This window comes from Oceanobacillus polygoni (assembly GCF_008304605.1).
GTDB lineage: Bacteria > Bacillota > Bacilli > Bacillales > Amphibacillaceae > Oceanobacillus > Oceanobacillus polygoni.
The window spans coordinates 143,186-162,218 of sequence record NZ_PIJY01000030.1; the positions used below are offsets into that span (position 1 = coordinate 143,186).

Sequence of the window (19,033 nt, forward strand, 5' to 3'; positions counted from 1 at the left end):
AAATTACTTATCCTCTTTCTTTCTAAGCGATCCCAATAATGTTGCGTAATCTTCTTTCAGTTTTAGGTAATCGTTCATTGTATTTACTGCAGTTAAAACTGCTAATCTTGTTGTATCTAATTGTCGATTCTTCTCATGCAGCTCTTTCATTTTTTGATCGACAAGATCTGCGACTAATCGAACATGGCTTTCTGACTCTGTTCCAACTATCGTATATGGTCTATTATATATATCTAAAGTTATACGTTGTTTCTCGTCCTCGCCCATGGTGTTACCTCCTGCAAACAAAAAAATTCTTCACTTAATATTAACACGAAGTACTTTTAAAAAGAAGTATTTCATTATGAAAGCTATTTTGCTATAGTCAATATATGCAATGATTGGAGAGATGTAGATGGGACATGAGGTACATGTATTACCGATGGCCACAATTAATGAGATGAAATCACATTATCAAAGCGCATTAACTGCAACACCACCAGGAGCTGTTTTTCGCGCGAAAACAACTGCTGCTGTCATAACAGCATATAAATCTGGCAAGGTTCTTTTCCAAGGGAGCGCACCTGAGATCGAGGCAGGAAAATGGCATACAAGCTCGAGCACACCTTCACAAACAACTGGAAAGTCCACCAACCAAAGGCAAAAAAAGACGCAATTCACCCCTGACACTAGCTTATTCACGAGTAGTCATATTGGTTCGGATGAGGCAGGAACTGGTGACTATTTCGGACCAATTACCGTTGCTGCTGCTTATGTGAACAAAAGCCAAATTGCAACTCTAAAAGAAATCGGAGTAAAGGACTCGAAAAACCTAACAGACCCGATTATTTCCAAGTTGGCAAAGGATATTGTTAAGCTTCAAATCCCATATTCGTTACTTGTTTTACACAATGAAAAGTATAATAGGCTTCAGAAAAAAGGCTGGTCACAAGGAAAAATGAAAGCAATGCTTCATCATCATGCAATTACCAATTTATTAAATAAAATTGGCAAAGTTGAGCTTGATGGGATTCTAATAGATCAATTTTGCGAACCTGCTGTTTATAGCAGACATATTGGTACAGAGAAACAACAGCTTCCAGATAAAACGTATTTTATTACAAAAGCCGAAAGCCATTCGATTGCTGTTGCTACTGCATCCATTATTGCTAGAGCAAGCTTTGTTAGAGAAATGGATAAGCTTTCGGATGCAATTGGTATGAATCTTCCTAAAGGTGCCTCTGCTAAAGTGGATCAAACAATCGCTAAGGTTATCCAAGCAAATGGTGCTGCAATTTTAGATAAATACGCAAAGACACATTTTGCAAACACGAAAAAAGCACAGAAGTATCTATAATTTCAAAATCAAGGATGGATTTAATATGAAGCAGCAGATTTTACATAACGACTGGGCTCCACTTTTAGCAAATGAGTTCCAAAAACCTTATTATGAACAATTACGAACATTTTTGAAAACGGAATATGCTACACAAACGATTTATCCAGATATGCACGCTATTTTTAATGCACTACACCACACTCCATTTGAACAGGTTAAAGTTGTTATTCTTGGACAAGATCCTTATCATGGACCGAATCAAGCGCATGGGCTTAGTTTTTCCGTTCAGCCTGAAGTAAAGATTCCACCGTCACTGCGAAATATGTATAAAGAATTGCACGATGACCTTGGGCTTCCGATTCCCGCACATGGTTATTTGGTTGATTGGGCAAAGCAAGGCGTTCTGCTTTTAAATACGGTTCTAACTGTAAGAGCTGGACAAGCACATTCCCATCGAGGGATGGGTTGGGAAACATTCACAGACCGTGTGATTGACATATTGAATACAAAAACAAAGCCTGTTGTTTATATTCTTTGGGGAAGTGCAGCACAAAGTAAAATAAAGCTAATCGACACGAAGAAGCACTACATTATTCGAGCTCCACATCCCAGTCCATTATCTGCACATAGGGGCTTTTTCGGCAGTAAGCCGTATTCAAAAACGAATGCTATTTTGCTAGACATTGGACTGGATGAAATAAATTGGGAATTGCCGCCTAAAGACAATTATAGTCATTGATAATTGCTGCATGTATTTTGAGAGCGGGCTTCCTTTTCCACCAAAAAAAGCTTTCCTACCATAACTGGTAGGAAAGCTTTTTAATCTGTTTTATGATCTCACATATGCCTTGAACTTTTCGTTAACGGCTGTAATTATTTTTTGGTAGGACTCTTCCACTTCTTCATCCTTCAATGTTTTTTCTGGATGTTGATACAGTAGACTATACGCGATGGATTTCTTGCCATCTTCCAAGTTATCTCCTTGATACAAATCAAAGATTTCGACACGATTAACTAGTGGTGCACCAATTTCTTCGATAACCTGCTTCACGTCTCCACCATTGACATCATTGTCCAAAATAAATGCAATATCTCTTGCGATAGAAGGATACTTCGGAATCTGTGTATAAGCTGGTACAGCATGGTAAGATGTGAAGACCTCTTCTAGATTTAGATCAAACACATAGGTTTCTTTTAAATCAAGTTCTTTTTGTAGGGTTGGATGAAGCTGACCTAAGAATCCAACGGTTTTGTTTTCAATTTCTACTAATGCACATCTTCCTGGGTGCATATTAGCTAACTTCGTTTGGCTAAATGTTACTGGAATTTGTAGATAGTCAAATAACCCTTCAACAATTCCTTTCACAACATAGAAATCAACCTCTTTTTTCTCCTGCTGCCAAGCCTGTTCTGACCAAGTACCTGTTAGTGCTCCCGAGAGACGAAGTTGTTCATCTGGTTGTGTTGTTAGCTCATTTTCCGCAGAAATAAAAATACTTCCCATTTCATAATAGCCGAGATTTACTTGACTACGTGCACGGTTATAGGACAATACCTGTAATAGTTCTGGTAAAATACTTAGACGAAGATATTTATGATCCTCACTCATTGGCATTGCTAAAGCAACTGGCGCAGTCGTTACATTAGCAACCTCTGGGCTAATTAGGCGCTTTACATCCTGTTCATTTGTAAGGGAATAGGTTAAGTTTTCCATTAAACCTGCACCTTGAATAAAGTTTTTAACCCGGCGTTTCAGTTGCTGCCTTTCGGTTATGCCTCCAGATTGTCCAGTACCTCCTGGCAATGTAAATGGCAAGTTATCATAGCCATAAATACGAGCGACTTCTTCAAGCATATCCTCAAACAGCGTAATATCACCGCGACGAGTAGGCACGTGAACAGTGAATTGATCAGCATCTTGCTTGTAGTCAAATTGTAGTCGCTTTAGGGTCGAAGCAATATCTACTGTTGTCATTTCTGTTCCTAGACGGTTATTAATATGCGTTGTATCGATTTCAACGACTTTCTCTGTGCGTTCCAGTTCATCAAATTCAGCAGCTCCAGCTACCACTTTACCACCAGCATATTGCTGTAGTAACAAGCATGCACGGATTCCTGCTTTTTTAACACGATTTGGGTCGACACCTTTTTCGAACCTTGTACTTGACTCACTACGTAGACCAGTTTGCTTTACTGTTTTTCTAACCGTAATCGCATCGAAGTAAGCCGCTTCTAGTAATACATTCGTTGTCTCAGCAGTAACTTCTGTATCCAAACCTCCCATGACACCAGCTAAAGCTACAGGTTCTTTCCCGTTTGTAATAACAAGATTTTCATCTGTCAATGTTCGTTCTTGTCCATCTAAGGTAGTTATTGTCTCATCGTTTTTCGCACGACGTACTACAATCTTCTCAGAAGCAAACTTATCGTAATCAAATGCATGCAATGGCTGACCATATTCTAGGAGTACATAATTCGTGATATCAACTACATTGTTAATTGGACGAATTCCAGCGGCCATTAGGTGATTTCTCATCCATAGTGGAGATGGCTTGATTTCTACGTCTTTTATAACAAATGCTCCATAATAAGGATTTAAATCAATTGCTTCGACCTCAACTGAAATATAGTTATTTACACTTTCCGATTCTTCAACGGCAACTGCTTCATCGGGTAGTTTTACAGGTTGATCAAGAATTGCTGCAACTTCATATGCAACACCGAGCATGCTTAATGCATCTGCCCGATTTGCTAAAACATCCAATTCAAGAACTGCATCATTTAAATTAAGTAGCTCATCAACAGGTTCTCCGACTGTTGCATCTTCTGGAAAAACAAAGATACCATCTGCAATATCTGTTGGAATATATTTTTCTTCAATTCCAAGCTCCTTTAAAGAACAAATCATACCGTTCGATTCAATGCCACGAAGCTTTACTTTTTTTATTTTAAAATTACCTGGAAGAACTGCTCCTGGCTTTGCTACAGCAACCTTTTGACCTTGTGCCACATTCGGTGCACCACAAATAATTTGTAATTTCTCCTCACCTACATCGACTTGGCACAGATTCAATTTATCTGCATCTGGATGTTTTTCGCACGACGCTACGTAACCAACTACAACATCGGTACTCTGTTCTGACACATATTCGACACCTTCTACTTCAATACCAGATTTTGTAATTTTCGCCGCAAGCTCTTCTGGTGTTACATTTCCTAAATCAACGTACTTTTTTAACCAATTATATGATACTAACAATTGTTATGCCTCCTTATGTTTCTTCGTTTATGCTTTATGGTATTGCTTTAAGAATCGAATATCATTTGCATAGAAGTGTCGGATATCATTCACACCGTATTTCAGCATCGCAATCCGTTCAGGTCCCATGCCGAATGCAAATCCGCTGTACACCTCTGGGTCATATCCGCCCATTTCGAGTACTTTAGGGTGAACCATTCCTCCACCAAGAATCTCAATCCATCCAGTACTTTTACATACACTACATCCTTTTCCATCACATACCTTACAAGAAATATCCATCTCTACGGAAGGCTCTGTGAATGGGAAGAAACTTGGACGTAAGCGGATTTCACGATCTTCACCAAACATTTTCTTAGCGAATTTATCCAACGTACCTTTTAAATCACTCATGCGAACATTTTTATCTACATACAGCCCTTCAATTTGTGTAAATTGATGAGAGTGTGTTGCATCATCTGTATCACGGCGATATACCTTTCCAGGACAAATCATTTTAAAAGGCTTTTCGCCGTTATATTCCTGCATCGTACGTGCTTGAACTGGTGATGTATGCGTACGAAGCAATAATTCATTTGTGATATAGAATGAATCTTGCATATCGCGAGCTGGGTGGTTCTTCGGTAAGTTCAGTGCTTCAAAATTAAAGTAATCCGTCTCCACTTCTGGACCTTCCCTTACTTCATAACCCATGCCAATAAATAAATCCTCTATTTCTTGAACAATACTGGTTAATAAGTGAGGGCCACCTACCTTCACCGGACGGCCAGGTAACGTAACATCGATCGTCTCTTCTTCAAGTTGTTTCTCCAACTCTGCTTGTTCTAGCTTTTCTGTTTTTTCTTCAAGTGCTGTTGTAATTGCAGTTCTTACATGGTTAGCAATTTCTCCGACAACTGGGCGCTCTTCCTTCGAAAGTTTGCCCATTCCACGTAACACTCCTGTTAAAGAGCCCTTTTTCCCTAAATACGCAACTTTAATATCTTGCAAATCTCGAATCGTCTCTGTTGTGGCGATGCTTTGCAATGCCTCGGCCTGTAAAGCCTCCAATTGTTCTTTCATTGATAATTACCTCCTTGAATATGTGATTACAATAACTTGACATTCGCCAAGCCATCTAAGTGGAATACCTTCGTTATACTTAGACAATTAAAAAAAGCCTTCATCCCTGAAAAGGGACGAGGCTATTATTTTCGCGGTACCACCCTTGTTGACACTTTATGTATGATAAAAACATACGTATTCTGCCCAACTTAAACTTGATAACGGATATGAATCCGGAACACCTTTACTTTTGTCAAAGGTCCAAGTGTCAGCTCCAGAGTGAATTGTTCATATTCCTGCGATAGAAATGCTTCCAGTCTAAGACATTTCCTCCCTAAATCACATCCTGAATAGGAACGAGCTCCTTCTTTGCTTATATATTAAGATTACATTCATTATAGATAATTTCGAACACACTTGCAAGATTATCTTTTCAAGTGATACATGAGAATACCTGCTGCAATACTTACATTTAATGATTCAGCTTGACCATAAATCGGAATCTTCACCGATCTGTCTGCTTGCTTAATAAGTTCAGCTTGTACTCCAGCCCCTTCATTCCCTAATATAATCGCCACTTTTCCTTCTGGAGTAATGTCATTATAATTTGAAGCATTTTCTAAAGCTGTTGCCCAGATTGAAAATCCTTCTTCTTTTAGATCTGAAAGTACTTCCTCGAGGTTTGCATGGAAAATTGGGATATGAAAAATGGAACCTTGTGTTGAACGAATGACTTTATCATTGTAAAGATCTACTGTTCCATCTCCAAGCAGAATGCCATCCATCCCCGCAGCATCTGCAGTTCGAATAATCGTTCCTAAATTTCCAGGATCCTGTATCGAATCAATAAGAAGCAAATGATTCCCACTTCGCTTGGTCTGTTCGCAACTCTCAATAACAGCGATAATACCTTGTGGTGTAGTTGTTTGCGTGATGTGCGCCATCACATTTTCGCTGACTATTACAACTGGATAGCTGTCTGTCCAACTCGGTTGTTCAACGTCCTCCTGTATAATAACCTCACGAACCGTCCAATTACTATTTACTGCTTCCTCCACTAAATGAAAGCCTTCAACAAGAAAGGCACCAGCTTGTGTTCTTTCTCTACGCTTATGCAGTTTTTTCCATTGTTTTACTTTTTCGTTTTTTACTGAGGTAATCATTCATTTCATCCTTCTCATTATTTCTTCATCCATCATACATATTTTTATGTACATTGGTCAAACTATCAATAGTTTAAAAAGTGGAGGAGTGTCTACATGGATTTAAATTTAAGAAAAGCAATTCTATCCAATATCGCAACCAATGATCAGCAGCAACTTGAAGCAACAATTGTTGACGCCATAAACGGAGAAGAAAAAATGCTTCCCGGTCTTGGTGTATTATTTGAATTAATTTGGAATCAATCGCAAGAGCAAGATAAGAAAGAAATGGTTGACGCGTTAGAACAAGGAGTTAGATCTGCAACACAAGATTTACAATAGTTAATTGTTTGGGGGATGATGCTAAACATCTCCCCCTCCTTATAAACATCCATGATGTATTCCATCCAATATCCCCTCTCTGACTTCCCTTTAAACTCTCAAATCAAATTAAAATAAGTACATATACCTAATCATTAGGACGATTCCTACAAAGTAACCTGTACTCCATATATTATTTTACTTTTTTTTCCATATGAATAAGTTATTTTACCTACTAATTTATCTTGAATTTAAGACGAATGAAAGCCTTTTGGATTACAGTAAGTCATATATTTTTTAGCTCCATTTGACTAGTTTGTTTTTAAATGATATAAAAAGTTGAAACAGTTTGTTATTATAAGTTTCAGAGATTCATAATACACTAAGAAAGAAGAAGGAAAAGAAAGGGGTAAGTTTGTGGAAGGTACAACGAATGAAACGCAGAAAAAAGGATTTTCCAAAGGGTTAATTGCACTTATCGTCGGTATTATCGTATTAGCTGGAGGAACTGCCTTAGCATTTATGTTAATCAAGGATTCTCCAAAGAATGCATATTTTCTTGCTGAAAAAAATACGTGGGACTATATGATGGAACAAGTGGAGGAACGTTATCAGCCTGAATTTGACTGGTATGAAAAAACGCAAACCGACAAAACTGCTTCATCACTTGAATTAACTGCTGAATACAATGATCCAGCGGCTGGAAGCATGGGATACGGTATGGATCCTGCAACAATAATCAATAATTCTAGTATAAAGCTTGACTCTCAATCCGATATGGAAAACAAACACATTTTCACTGGGATTTCAGCGAATATCGCTGGGATGGAAATAAATGATCTCGAAGTTTTTGTAACAGACGAAAAAATTATGGTTGGGGTACCTTTCCTAGAGGAAGTATTACAATTAAATGATCAAGATTTTGGCCCGCTTCTGCATCAAGTAGATCCTGCAGCATTTACTGGTGAAGAAACACTAGGTTTGGATACAATGTTTGAAAGCGCAGGAGAAATCTTCCCTGAAGAATACAAAACGCACCTAGAAGATGAATATTTTAAATTGGTTTATGATGAATTGCCTGACGATGCATTTACGAGCAGCGATGAAACAGTTGAAGTGAATGGCGAATCGATTAATTCCGAAAAAATCGACTTACACCTTACTGAGCAGCAGTTTAAAGACATCTTATCTACTGTATTGGATAAGATGCAAAATGATGATAAACTAAAAGAAATCATTAAAGAACAAATGGTTGCTCAACAATTTGGCGGTATCTATATGGAAGATGAATTGGAGACATTTACTGAAGATTTTGAAGCAGGCATTTCAGAAGCAAAAGATGGTTTAGAAGAATTGCAGATTCCAGATGGATTAACATCCACTTTGTGGATCGCTGACAAAAAGATTGTTCAACGCGAATTCGTTCTTGAAATGGGAGCGAATGCAGAAGAGCTTGCGAAAGTTTCTATTACAGGAACACAATTATTAACAGATGAAAAACAATTCTTTGATTACGACTTTGCATTCTCAGATGCATACGAAGAAGGAACAATGAATATTGCAGGAGATCTGAACTGGAAGGATAACGAAGCTACAGATTCTATCAGTCTATCAGTAGAAGATATTGTTCTATCCTATGAGGGAACAGAGACACTTGCAGATGGTACACGTGAATTTAACCGTGTGTTCACTCTTGAAGAGCCTACTAGTGGCGGCGGAAGCTTGCATTGGACTGGAGATTCAACGTATGAGGCTGACAAAATGAATGCAGCACATCAAATTTCTTTAGATACTCCAGACTTTAGCCAAGATATGTTCACATTAAATATGAATACGGAAGGCCAAACAATTGATTCCGTTGAAACATTAAGTGAAGATAATGTGAAGGACTTAGGTAGCATGTCTACTACAGAGCTACAGGAATACTTCGAAAACGAAGTAGCACCAAGCTTCCAGCAATGGCTATTCGGTATTATGGCTGGTGGCGGAATGGGATTCTAACAAGTTCTAATTTATAAACACGAAACGAGCGTGCCACAATGCATTACATGAGACACATACAATTATTTATAAAAAATCATTTAATGCAGCTAAAGAGGAAGTGGTTATCACTTCCTCTTCTTTTCATGTTTCCGATTATTATTGTCGGGCTAGCTGCTGTAATTATAATTACATATTTTATGCCTTCTGAGAAGGAAACCATTCAAGTAGGGTTAGTCAATTTAGATGAAAATGAACAAACGGAGTTGATTGTACAGCTTATCGAACAGTCTTCCCAATTGGGTTCCTTTATTGCTATACATAGTCTCACTGAAAATGAAGCAAAAATAGCCGTAGAAAATAATGAAATAAGTTCATATATTACGTTTCCAGATAACTTCACACGCCATTTAATGCAAGGACAATCAGTTGAGATTCCCATAACCGGAAACCCAAATCAACAGGCAGAAAGTTTTCTTGTAAATGAGCTGATTGAAAGTGTTTCGCGCCACATTCGTGCTTCGCAAGCAAATATTCTTGCCATTAACTCCTATGCACGGGAATTTGGTATGGATGATGAAGAAAGAAATGATTTTGTTTTCGAGCAGTTTAAAGAATTCCTGTTCTATACGGTTGGACGTGACCGCGTGTTAACGGAAAGGGAAATCACCAACCTGGCAACGTCTTCCCCAATTCAATATTTTGCTGTTGGAAGCTGGTTTATCCTTATTTCGATTTGGCTCTTAACGATTTATAATTTTTTTACGAAAGAAAACCCAATCCGTCTAAGAAATCGGATGCGACTTTACGGTGTTCTTGAAATTCAGCAAACAATTGCGAAGATGTTTGTTACCATGTTCATTACTGCAATTTTTGCTGGACTGTCTTTATTTGCTTTAGAAAATGTCTTGGTGGAAACGATTATTCCAGAAGATTACCTGCGAATTACAATACTCACATTGTTATATAGCGTTATTTTCTTGCAATGTCTTGCCATTATCGAAACGCTAATCCAGTCTCACAAGCTGCGGTTGCTGGTTCAATCGATGTTCACAATCTTATCTGTAATTATTAGTGGTGCAATTATTCCAGTAATCTATTATCCGTTATGGATTCAAAATCTGCTTCCTTATTTATTTTCATATGAAGCTTTAAGCTGGATACAGGATATCTTATTAAACAACCGACTCTATGCAGATTATATTCCCCTCCTTCTAATGAACGCTGCCCTTGCATTCATTTTGATTAGTATTTCTGTTTGGAAGGAGCGTGTTGCCATATGATGTCAATTATCCAAACTCGCTTAATGCACTGGAAAAAACATTGGATTTCTCATCTTTTCTGGTTCTTACTCCCAATACTTGCGACTGTTTGTATGATACAGGTTACCAATGTGGTACAGGAGGATAGTAAAATCCCAATCGGAATGGTAGTTAAAGAGGAGACTGGGCTTGCAAATGCGCTTGTTGAAACAATGAAAGCCTCCCCACTTCTACGCGTTTATGAATTAAGCGAATCAGAAGCGCGCAGTCGAATTGAAAGCCATGAGCTGGATAGTGCATTTATCATAGAAGATGGGTATGAAGCAAAAATTTTACGTGGCAGTCGTAATCGACTTTTAACAAGCTATCAATCCAACCTTTCCTTTGCTTATACTCCAATTAGAGAAATGCTGATTTCTTATGTGCAACAGGACACAGGAAAAGCGAAAGCAGCTCATACAATTATCAACTTACAAGAAAGTTTACAACCTGAAGCAACGGTTTCTTTCGATGAAATTATTGCAAAAACAAATGAAATCCAAGCACAAGAAAACTTACTTGCTACGACATTTTCCTTTTATAATGATGCAGGTGTAGAAACAACAGATGGTATTACCATTTGGAATACGTGGGGGCTGTGGGCAATTTTCAGCATCTTATCCACGCTTTTATTGTCCGACTGGTTAATGAAAGAGCGGAGTTCAGGTCTTATGCCACGATTTACTTTTATCCGCTTTACTTATAAACAATACGTAATCCAAAATCTCGCTGTTTATCTAACAGCTTTCTTGTTATTTGACTTCTTAAGCATCGCTGTATTTAATCAATTGCTTGACGAAAATATAAATTTTGAACTAATTGGCGCAATTATTTCATTTCGAATTCTTATCAGTACAGGTGCTTTTTTAGTAGCTTTGCTGTTTAAAAATAACTACTTGTATTACGGTGTTTCCTTTATCCTCGTTTTATTTTTAATCATTTTAAGCGGGGCTATACTCCCTATAGATGGACTGACAGCACGCTATCCGTGGCTGTTAGACATAAACCCACTTCAGCCACTTATGGATCAAACATTTTGGAATCCATGGCTTGTGGTTACCACCGCCCTTGTTAGTTCTGGTTCGCAAAAGGAGAGAAATTAAATGCTTAATGTACAATCGATTACAAAATCCTATGGAAAAAAACAAATCTTAAATCAAATCTCCTTTTCCGTTCAGCCCGGTGAAATAATTGGTCTTGTTGGGGAAAATGGCGCAGGTAAGTCCACGTTGTTAAACGTTTTGGCTACCCTGGCAAACCCGACAAGCGGAAATATTTTCCTCTATGAAAAGTCGTACCGAGATACACGAAAAGAGGTTCGTAAACAGATTGGTTATGTCCCACAGGATATTGCGATTTGGGAAGAGTTTTCAGTAGAAGAAAACATGGTTTTCTTTGAAAAGCTTTCATGGAAAAGTAAAACGAAACAAGAACTACGACAACTTTGTTTGGATATGGAGCTGGATAAATGGAAAGAGCCTGTTAAAACATTATCCGGTGGAATGAAACGGAAGCTGAACATGGCGATTAGTTTAATCCATAATCCCGACCTGTTGCTTCTTGATGAGCCAACAGTTGGCATTGATTTGAAATCCAAAAAGGAAATCGGCAACCACCTGAAAAATCTCGCGATCAAAGAAAATAAAATGATTATGTATACTTCTCATGATATGGATGAGATTAGTACGCTTTGTGATCGCATCATTTGTATTGGAGAAGATCCATTTTATAAGAACCTGCTTGTGGAAGCAAATAAACAAATTGTCACATTTTAGTATTGCTAAACCTGTCCACTAATCGTAAAATGATAGATAGAAGGATTGGAAAGGAGTGATACCCGATGGAAATACGAGATTTGCAGCAAATGATTCAATATCAAGCATTATCGATTATGTCAGGTAATCCTGCTGCAACAACGATATCAGAGCCCAACCAAACGTCGGCGATATCCTTTCAACAGCTATTATTAGAAAAAATGAATCAAGCACAACGATTGAATAGCATACCTACAGATTATCGAAACAATCTACCATATAATATATACAATGCCAATGCTGATACTAGTTATCGTGTTGAAGCAACTACACCAAACTATAGTAGCCAGGCAGGCCCTACTAATTACCAAGCGCATATTACCGAAGCAGCGCAAAAATATGGGGTTGATGAAAATCTAATCCACGCTGTCATTAAACATGAGTCAAATTACAATGCGATGGCTAAAAGCTCTGCCGGAGCCCAAGGATTGATGCAGCTCATGCCAGGAACAGCAGCAGGCTTAGGTGTAACGAATTCCTATGATGCCCGCCAGAACATAGATGGTGGAACGAAGTATTTAAGCCAAATGCTTACGCGCTATAACGGAAATATTGAACTTGCTTTAGCTGCTTATAATGCTGGACCAGGAAATGTAGAGAAGTATCAAGGTATTCCACCATTTAATGAAACACAAAATTATGTTCGAAAAGTTATGGGGAGTTATCTTGCTTAGATTGTATTTAAAGGAAATTCCGACTCATGAGTCGGGGTTTCCTTTTTTATTAAGGAGTTTTATTTTTGGTGGTGACTGTTTTTCATCTATTATTTCCTAAAGCGGTAAAAAGCACGGCTGTTCATTTCACAGCCGTGCTTCATTTTTTATTCGTATTCTTTTTCAAATTCAATCGTACTTCTCACCGTATCAATTGGACGTACCATTTTTTCGATTTGTTCACGTTTTTTCTCAAGAAATGGTGGTAATGAGAGTTTTTCACCGAGTGTTTCATATGGCTCATCCCCCATGAATCCAGGTCCATTTGTTGCAAATTCAAATAATATTTGTGGTGCAACACGAGCATAAAGTGATCCAAAGAAGAAACGATCAACAAATCCTGATGTTTGGAATCCAAATCCCTGCATGCGTTTGTTCCATTCATCGAGTTCAGCGCGATCTTCTACCGCGAAAGCAGCATGGTGAACCGTACCATAGCCTTGACGAGCAACCTGCAGCACCGTATTATGTTCAACAACTACTTGTGCTCCATTTCCACCCTCTCCAACTTCAAATAGATGAAAATCTCCCTCTTGTGCAATTTCTTTAAACTCGAATACTTTTTCAAGTACCTCTTTAAAGTAATCAAATTGAGCAATTCGGACAAAAATTGGTCCTAAACCAGTAATTGCATATTCTAATGGAATTGGTCCGTTTTTCCAAGGTGTACCTGAAGCAATTCCTACATTATGTTCATCTGAAATTAATTGATAATGTTGCTCATCAAAATCAATAAAAGATAATGTCTTCTTACCGAATTGCTCTTTAATACCTGTATGCTTTACTTCAAGACGATCAAAACGTTTTACCCAATATTCTAAAGCTGCATCACTGGGCACGCGGAAAGATGTTTTAGCTATTTCATTTGTTCCATGGACTCCTTTTGGTATCCCTGGAAAATCGAAGAACGTCATATCCGTTCCAGCATTTCCTTCATCATCTGCAAAGAATAAATGATAGGTTTGAATATCATCTTGGTTAACCGTTTTTTTAACGAGACGCATTCCTAATGTAAATGTAAAAAATTCATAGTTCTTTTCAGCACTGCTTGTAATGGCAGTAACATGGTGCATTCCTTGTAATTGATTCATGTATAATTCCTCCATATAGTTGAGATTATATCGTAATTAAGACATCTTTAATTCAATATAAATATATCATGTGCATCTCCTTCTGTCAACAGTTACAAATTATAACTAACGATAAATTGGATATAAAAAACTCGGAATCTGGCTAATTTAGCCTGTCCCGAGTTTTCAAAAGCCTTACAGCTTTTATAATTATGTTCATCTCTATTTATGCCAAGACAAGCTCTTTAACCGTCTGCGCATCTAATTTCTTAATCACTTCCACAATTAATTTCACCGCATTTTCGAAGTCATCCCGATGTAGAATTCCAGCATGCGAATGAATATAACGGGTAGCTATCGTAATCGATAGTGATGGAACACCATTTCCAGTCAAATGGATCGATCCGGAATCTGTTCCCCCACCTGCAATCGATGTAAATTGATACGGAATATCCTTTTCATCCGCTGTCTTCACAACAAGGTCTCTCAACCCTTTATGTGATACCATTGAAGCATCGTATAAAACAATTTGCGGGCCCTCTCCAAGCTTATTATCTGCTTCACTTTCTCGAATCCCAGGCGTATCCCCTGCAATTCCTACATCAACAGCAAAGCCGATATCAGGCTGAATAGCATGAGCGGAAGTTTTTGCTCCACGCAAACCAACCTCTTCTTGAATCGTTCCAACACCATAGACGACATTTGGATGTTCTTCATCTTTTAATCGCTTCAGTACTTCTATCGCAATTGCAAGTCCAATTCGGTTGTCCCAAGCTTTTGCAAGCAGTAATTTTTCATTTTTCATTGGTGTAAATTCGAAATAAGGTACTACAGAGTCACCTGGCTTCACACCAAATTCCGCTGCTTCCTCTTTACTAGATGCACCAATATCAATAAACATATCTTTAATTTCATATGGCTTCTTACGCGCTTCTGCACTTAGAATATGCGGCGGTTTTGAGCCGATAACCCCTGTAACGTCTCCCTTGCTCCCCATAATAGTAACACGCTGCGCCAGCATTACCTGATTCCACCAGCCGCCAACTGTTTGGAAGTAAACAAACCCTTTATCATCAATGCGAGTAACCATAAAGCCAATTTCGTCCAGATGACCTGCAACCATAATTTTCGGGCCATTCGCTTCGCCAACTTTTTTAGCAATGGAGCTTCCAAGATTATCTACCGTTATCTCATCAGCAAATGGACGAATATACGATTCAAATACGTCTCTTACTTCTTTCTCATTTCCTGGTATGCCATTTGCATCCGTTAACGCTTTAAACATGGTTAACGTTTCATCTAATTTTGTCATATGTAAAAATTCCTCCCGTGTTCATTCTATGTACTACCAATTATACGCTTGATCAAAAAAACTACAAATCTGAATCCTTTTTTATCTACTTCTTCTAATTTATCTCGTTTTTTTAAAAATATGTATCGGGACTTTAAACCAAGCACGGACTGAAATCAAAGAATAGCTTCTTTTTCGGAATTTTTAATAGCTCACTTACTAGTTTACACGCCAGACGAACCAAAACCTCCACTATCTCTGTCAGAGTTTGATAAAGCATCTTCTTGTACTAGCTTTACTTGTAAGACTGGTGCAATAACCATCTGTGCAATTCTCATTTGCTGTTCTACTTTAAAATCTTCTTTTCCGTGGTTAATTAAAATAATCTTGATTTCTCCTCGGTACCCTTCGTCAATCGTTCCTGGACTATTTAATACCGTTATCGAATGTTTTAATGCTAACCCACTTCTCGGTCTGACCTGTGCCTCTGTCCCTTTCGGTAACTCCATTTGAATTCCTGTACGTACTAACGCAGTTTCTCCAGCTTTGATAATCTTCTCCTCTATAGAAAATAAATCTAAACCGGCATCCCCTTCGTTCGCACGATATGGCATTTTTGCGTCCTCATGTATTAACTTAATTTTTAATGTATTTGTCATTCCTATCCCTCATTTTATCCCCTATTTTGTGTCCAACAAATTGTATTTGAAACATAAGGTATTTCTCATATACATCTTGATAAGCTTTTGTTCCCTATTCTTTCAAAAATGCAAACCGCCTTATCCTAAATATAGACCGACCGTTTTTCAAATTTGATTTATTACACTTCCATATTGTATCATGTATCATGTTTTTTAAAAATAAGTGAAACCTATCTTTATCTTGTATCGTATTAACATGTAAAAGACTTTTTATGTATCTAAAAGTAAAAACAGGGGGACGATTTAACATGGTCGTAGTTATTTTATTTCGCATATTAATTGTAATTGCATTAGTTCTCCTCGTCTACACGTGGATACAATACATTCGGAATCCCGAAAGAAGGTTACGGATCGCAAAGGAATCCAATGACTTCTTTTTCCACGATGATACGTATGATAACAAAAAAAATTTGCAGCTCGTTTACAGAGGCTGCCTATTTGATGGTGAGAAATATCTCGGAACAACGGAGGATTCTTTTGAAGTAGTTGATATCCATATTACAGTTCGCGATCCAATCGAGCTGCGTGGTTTTACAAGAGATGACTTATATTTTCTCGAGAAAGAACTCTTGATTCACTACCCATATGCTAAAATCACGTGGAAACATCCAATCAATGACTTAATTTTGACACCGATGGAATAAAAAAATCACTCATCTATATTTTCATAGATGAGTGACTTTCACGTTCAGATAATGGGAAGAAGTCCTGCCATTTAATAATAATTTCTTTGCTTCTTAAAATATAAAGCAGTGGTAATAACGTTATTAAAAATACGAAGAGATGAAGTGGAGTTAGGTTGGACAACCAACCACCGATTAAGGTATAAATCGTTGCTAAAGGAATATTAGATAATAAGGATGATTTCATATACCCTTTAAAGCTCGAGGAAACCTCAATAAGACAAAGTGACAACAAATGAAAATGAATAAATGGTACGAGCCGAAGCAAGGTAACCTGTGACGTGTTTAATTCCCCATGCTTTCCTAATAATTTCTGTTTAACATGGATTAACCGATGTAATGATTTCGGCATGCGGTCAATCATCATATAGAAAAGCATGCTAGATAACGTGATGCCTATAATGGAATAGACGGTGCCTGCCACCGGACCAAATAAAATACCACCAGAGATACAAATAAACACGACTGGCAGGAAAAATAATGGCCGGAGTAAATGGAATAAAATGAAAAATAGCGGTGCAAATAAACCTCCCATCTCTACAAAAGCAAGTACATAGCTCCCGAATAGCTCCATAATCCACCTCCTTGCTTGCACCAACAAACCAAACCTATACAATAACCTTTTACAGTACATCTATATGACAAGAGACGAGCCTTTATGACATAAAGAAGAAAATATAGATACAGGAGATGATATTCACGATGATCAAGATAGGCATTCCGATCATAAAGGAGCGATGCTTTGTTTTATGACGGAATAATTTCATACCGATATATGCTCCAAGTGCGCTACCGAGAATAGCTAATGCCCAAAACGTTCGCTCTGGGATGCGATATTGCTTTTTCATTGCCTTTCGTTTATCAATATACATTAATAGAAAGCTCATGATATTGACACCAATTAAATACATTAAAAATGAGCTATATTCCTCCACTGTATATCCCCCTTTCTTTGTAATCCAGACAAGCATATGTATGAAAAAAAGGACCAAATCCAAGCATGATTCGGATTTGGCCCTTTTTATATCATTATTTTAAAGCGTCTTTTGCTTGGTTTACTAATTGTGCAAATGCTTTTTCATCATTAATAGCAAGCTCTGACAACATTTTACGGTTTACTTCAATTCCCGCTAATTTAAGACCGTGCATTAATTTGCTGTAAGAAATATCATTCAAACGAGCCGCAGCGTTAATACGTGCGATCCATAATTTACGGAAATCACGTTTTTTCTGTCTGCGGTCACGATAAGCGTATTGACCTGATTTCATAACTTGTTGTTTTGCAACTTTAAATAACGAGCTCTTTGCTCCATAATAACCTTTAGCTAATTTAAGGACGCGTTTACGACGTCTGCGTGTTACTGTTCCACCTTTTACACGTGGCATAATAATTCCCTCCTAGTACAATTGTAAATCATTGTATATCGTTTCGTTTATTTTTTACTTATCTAGGTATCATTGCTTTGATACGTTTGAAATCTCCTGAAGAAACCATTCCGCTTTTACGCAATTTACGCTTCTGTTTTTGAGATTTGTTAGCGAACATATGGCTTGTATATGCATGAGATCTTTTTAATTTCCCAGAACCAGTACGTTTGAAACGTTTTGCTGTTCCGCTATGAGTTTTCATTTTAGGCATAATAATTTCCTCCTTGAATTGGTTCAAGCATCCTTATTTAAAATGATTTACGCTTGAACACGTTACTATAAGCTAAATTATTTTTCAGCTAATGGTGCGACCATTATAAACATGTTACGGCCTTCCATTTTCGGTTTTGTTTCAACTGTAGCAATATCTTTTACTTCATCAGCAAAGCGATCTAACACTTCGCGACCAAGTTCTTTATGCGTAATTGCACGTCCACGAAAACGAACTGCTGCTTTTACTTTGTCGCCTTTTTCCAAGAATTTACGAGCATTCTTTAACTTTGTCTCAAAGTCATGATCGCCGATTCCTGGGGTAAAGCGAACTTCTTTAATATTAATTACTTTTTGTTTCTTACGAGCTTCTTTTTCTTTCTTCTGCTGCTCAAATCGGAATTTCCCATAGTCCATGATACGACACACTGGTGGTTTTGCGTTTGGAGCTACAAGTACTAAGTCGAGATTGCGTGTTTGTGCAATTTCCAATGCTTCCTGACGTGTTTTAACTCCAAGCTGATCACCGTTTGAATCGATAAGTCGTACTTCTCTCGCACGAATTTTCTCATTGACGTTCATATCCTTGCTAATAGCCAGCCACCTCCAAATATTTTTGTTACTGATCTATCTTGACAAGATTTTATGCATGAAAAAAGTGTGGGCACTTCATGCACCCACACGTCTCCAATAACTTTATAAAAAAGAGTTCGGAACCCATCAACTACCGAAATGGCGTCAATCAGGTGAGAAGCGGG

At 37.8% G+C, this 19,033-nt stretch carries 21 protein-coding genes and 1 other annotated feature (1 of these 22 only partly in view); of the genes, 9 read left to right on the forward strand and 12 right to left on the reverse strand.

The window, feature by feature from the left end:
- Nucleotides 1-3: 3 nt before the first annotated feature.
- The gene (zapA, locus tag F1560_RS15450) at nt 4-267 is read right to left on the reverse strand and encodes a cell division protein ZapA (RefSeq protein WP_149475543.1); all 264 of its coding nucleotides are present in this window, start codon (nt 265-267) and stop codon (nt 4-6) included.
- Nucleotides 268-394: 127 nt separating this feature from the next.
- On the opposite strand from zapA, the gene rnhC reads away from it, so the two are divergent.
- Together rnhC and F1560_RS15460 are read left to right on the forward strand one after the other, a co-directional pair.
- Nucleotides 395-1,336 (forward strand): ribonuclease HIII, encoded by a 942-nt coding sequence (rnhC, locus tag F1560_RS15455; protein WP_149475544.1) that lies wholly within the window; start codon nt 395-397, stop codon nt 1,334-1,336.
- Nucleotides 1,337-1,361: 25 nt separating this feature from the next.
- On the forward strand, nt 1,362-2,057 hold the full coding sequence (locus F1560_RS15460) for a uracil-DNA glycosylase (RefSeq protein ID WP_149475545.1): 696 nt from the start codon (nt 1,362-1,364) through the stop codon (nt 2,055-2,057).
- 90 nt (nt 2,058-2,147) lie between these two features.
- Here the strand turns inward: F1560_RS15460 and pheT are convergent, their stop codons facing one another.
- From pheT to F1560_RS15475, 3 genes are all read right to left on the reverse strand, one after another.
- Complete coding sequence (pheT, locus tag F1560_RS15465; protein ID WP_149475546.1) at nt 2,148-4,577, reverse strand: phenylalanine--tRNA ligase subunit beta; 2,430 nt, start codon at nt 4,575-4,577, stop codon at nt 2,148-2,150.
- A gap of 27 nt (nt 4,578-4,604) precedes the next feature.
- A complete protein-coding gene (gene pheS / locus F1560_RS15470) occupies nt 4,605-5,639 on the reverse strand; it encodes a phenylalanine--tRNA ligase subunit alpha (RefSeq protein WP_149475547.1) in 1,035 nt (344 codons plus the stop codon).
- Nucleotides 5,640-6,046: 407 nt separating this feature from the next.
- Nucleotides 6,047-6,784 carry a TrmH family RNA methyltransferase gene (locus F1560_RS15475; RefSeq protein WP_149475548.1) on the reverse strand — a complete coding sequence of 246 codons (738 nt, stop codon included), beginning with the start codon at nt 6,782-6,784 and terminating at the stop codon, nt 6,047-6,049.
- 96 nt (nt 6,785-6,880) lie between these two features.
- On the opposite strand from F1560_RS15475, the gene sspI reads away from it, so the two are divergent.
- The 6 genes from sspI to F1560_RS15505 all read left to right on the forward strand — a co-directional run bounded on the left by sspI (nt 6,881) and on the right by F1560_RS15505 (nt 12,853).
- Nucleotides 6,881-7,105, forward strand: coding sequence for a small acid-soluble spore protein SspI (sspI, locus tag F1560_RS15480; RefSeq protein WP_149475549.1), 225 nt, complete (start codon nt 6,881-6,883; stop codon nt 7,103-7,105).
- 396 nt (nt 7,106-7,501) lie between these two features.
- Complete coding sequence (locus F1560_RS15485; protein ID WP_246811943.1) at nt 7,502-9,085, forward strand: DUF6583 family protein; 1,584 nt, start codon at nt 7,502-7,504, stop codon at nt 9,083-9,085.
- A gap of 38 nt (nt 9,086-9,123) precedes the next feature.
- Complete coding sequence (locus tag F1560_RS15490) at nt 9,124-10,347, forward strand: ABC transporter permease (protein WP_149475550.1); 1,224 nt, start codon at nt 9,124-9,126, stop codon at nt 10,345-10,347.
- On the forward strand, nt 10,344-11,468 hold the full coding sequence (locus F1560_RS15495) for an ABC transporter permease (RefSeq protein ID WP_149475551.1): 1,125 nt from the start codon (nt 10,344-10,346) through the stop codon (nt 11,466-11,468). Before F1560_RS15490 ends, F1560_RS15495 begins: the two co-directional genes overlap by 4 nt.
- A complete protein-coding gene (locus F1560_RS15500) occupies nt 11,469-12,140 on the forward strand; it encodes an ABC transporter ATP-binding protein (RefSeq protein ID WP_149475552.1) in 672 nt (223 codons plus the stop codon).
- Between the two features lie 65 nt (nt 12,141-12,205).
- Nucleotides 12,206-12,853, forward strand: a complete 648-nt coding sequence (locus F1560_RS15505) for a lytic transglycosylase domain-containing protein (RefSeq protein ID WP_149475553.1) — start codon at nt 12,206-12,208, stop codon at nt 12,851-12,853.
- A 146-nt stretch (nt 12,854-12,999) separates the two neighbouring features.
- Here F1560_RS15505 and F1560_RS15510 read toward each other — a convergent pair whose 3' ends face one another.
- The 3 genes from F1560_RS15510 to dut form a co-directional block, all read right to left on the reverse strand.
- The gene (locus F1560_RS15510) at nt 13,000-13,983 is read right to left on the reverse strand and encodes a ring-cleaving dioxygenase (protein WP_149475554.1); all 984 of its coding nucleotides are present in this window, start codon (nt 13,981-13,983) and stop codon (nt 13,000-13,002) included.
- 205 nt (nt 13,984-14,188) lie between these two features.
- On the reverse strand, nt 14,189-15,274 hold the full coding sequence (locus F1560_RS15515) for a M42 family metallopeptidase (RefSeq protein WP_149475555.1): 1,086 nt from the start codon (nt 15,272-15,274) through the stop codon (nt 14,189-14,191).
- Nucleotides 15,275-15,477: 203 nt separating this feature from the next.
- Nucleotides 15,478-15,912 (reverse strand): dUTP diphosphatase, encoded by a 435-nt coding sequence (dut, locus tag F1560_RS15520; RefSeq protein WP_149475556.1) that lies wholly within the window; start codon nt 15,910-15,912, stop codon nt 15,478-15,480.
- A 290-nt stretch (nt 15,913-16,202) separates the two neighbouring features.
- Here dut and F1560_RS15525 point away from each other — a divergent pair, with 290 nt between their 5' ends.
- Nucleotides 16,203-16,598 carry a sigma-w pathway protein ysdB gene (locus tag F1560_RS15525; RefSeq protein WP_149475557.1) on the forward strand — a complete coding sequence of 132 codons (396 nt, stop codon included), beginning with the start codon at nt 16,203-16,205 and terminating at the stop codon, nt 16,596-16,598.
- Between the two features lie 13 nt (nt 16,599-16,611).
- Here F1560_RS15525 and F1560_RS15530 read toward each other — a convergent pair whose 3' ends face one another.
- From F1560_RS15530 to infC, 5 genes are all read right to left on the reverse strand, one after another.
- Nucleotides 16,612-17,211: a TVP38/TMEM64 family protein gene (locus tag F1560_RS15530; RefSeq protein ID WP_149475558.1), complete on the reverse strand. Its 600-nt coding sequence runs from the start codon at nt 17,209-17,211 to the stop codon at nt 16,612-16,614.
- Nucleotides 17,212-17,293: 82 nt separating this feature from the next.
- Nucleotides 17,294-17,572, reverse strand: a complete 279-nt coding sequence (locus F1560_RS15535; RefSeq protein ID WP_149475559.1) for a DUF1294 domain-containing protein — start codon at nt 17,570-17,572, stop codon at nt 17,294-17,296.
- Nucleotides 17,573-17,666: 94 nt separating this feature from the next.
- A complete protein-coding gene (gene rplT / locus F1560_RS15540; protein WP_149475560.1) occupies nt 17,667-18,023 on the reverse strand; it encodes a 50S ribosomal protein L20 in 357 nt (118 codons plus the stop codon).
- A 58-nt stretch (nt 18,024-18,081) separates the two neighbouring features.
- Complete coding sequence (gene rpmI / locus F1560_RS15545; RefSeq protein WP_149475561.1) at nt 18,082-18,276, reverse strand: 50S ribosomal protein L35; 195 nt, start codon at nt 18,274-18,276, stop codon at nt 18,082-18,084.
- 77 nt (nt 18,277-18,353) lie between these two features.
- Nucleotides 18,354-18,857: a translation initiation factor IF-3 gene (gene infC / locus F1560_RS15550; protein ID WP_149475562.1), complete on the reverse strand. Its 504-nt coding sequence runs from the start codon at nt 18,855-18,857 to the stop codon at nt 18,354-18,356.
- A gap of 64 nt (nt 18,858-18,921) precedes the next feature.
- Nucleotides 18,922-19,033, reverse strand: a sequence feature (ribosomal protein L20 leader region); it runs 17 nt beyond the window's last position.